This window comes from Haemophilus sp. HMSC066A11 (genome assembly GCF_001811665.1).
GTDB lineage: Bacteria > Pseudomonadota > Gammaproteobacteria > Enterobacterales > Pasteurellaceae > Haemophilus > Haemophilus influenzae.
Window position 1 is genome coordinate 29377 of the sequence record NZ_KV805902.1, and the last position, 1037, is coordinate 30413.

1 pseudogene is annotated in these 1037 nt (G+C 35.6%); it reads right to left on the minus strand.

Annotation, left to right across the window (positions count from 1 at the left end):
* Positions 1 to 1037: pseudogene (locus HMPREF2813_RS10085) on the minus strand (TonB-dependent receptor); the annotation flags it as partial.

Sequence of the window (1037 nt, forward strand, 5' to 3'; positions counted from 1 at the left end):
GTAATAAGTAAGAAAATTCAGGATCAACTCTAGGGCAAAGAAAGGCATTCCAGGTATATGATCCTTCACAGGTTTCTGGAGTGTCTTTTGGTGCGGACCAGCTTGTTTTAAAGCCTAAAGTACGTTCAGCCCACCATTGCACATCAGTGGCATCATTACCAGCACGATTAACCATACGCTTCATCGTTGTATTATATGAGCTACCATATTGTAGATTATGTTCAACACGCCAAGTTTTGAAGTCTTTGGTTAAATCTAAATTTAATTGTTGGGTGTTGGTGTCTAAATCTCGCTCTTGCCAGTCGCGTACTAAATAACCCGGAGAAGAAGGAAAAATAGACTGTATTGGATTACTATAACTACCCCTATCACTATCCTTTATTCTAGCGAATGTTTTGCCATTTAATTTTTCTGTTTTAAGTTCAACTTTTTTCAACTTTCCTTTATTATATCTACCTTCAAAAGCTTGGATTGTTTTATCTTTTTCACAATCAAATATTGAACAATCATACCAAGTCTCAGAGGCTCTCTTTCGGGTTAGTTTATCTTCTATTACTTTCCCATCAGTATCAATAAATTTATCGAACTCATATTCTTCAGTTCCGTCAATTTTTTTAAATTCAAGTGGTGTACCATCTCGACGTGTTATTTTCCCATTTGTTAATTTTAGTCCCGTAGGATTGTCTGTGCCTTCACAATGTCTTACTCCAGCATCACAATACTCATCTGTGCGTGCACGAGTTTTAATACGTTGATCAGAATAAGTGATTTTTAATGTATCCCAAAATGGAGTTTGAGAGAAATTTTCATAGCTAAAGGAAATATTACGTCTCTTTGTTTTATCATTGGTGTGTCTAGAATCATCCTCAGGGGTTTCATGACCACTACGTTGATATTTTAGTGTATAGGATAAATCTTGCCCACGAGAACGATGTTCATATAAATCTGCTGCAAGGGTAAAACGATGATTTTCAGTAGGATTGAAAGATAATTTTAATAATGTACTGTCTTGCTCAATTTTGTATGGGTCTGCTTTT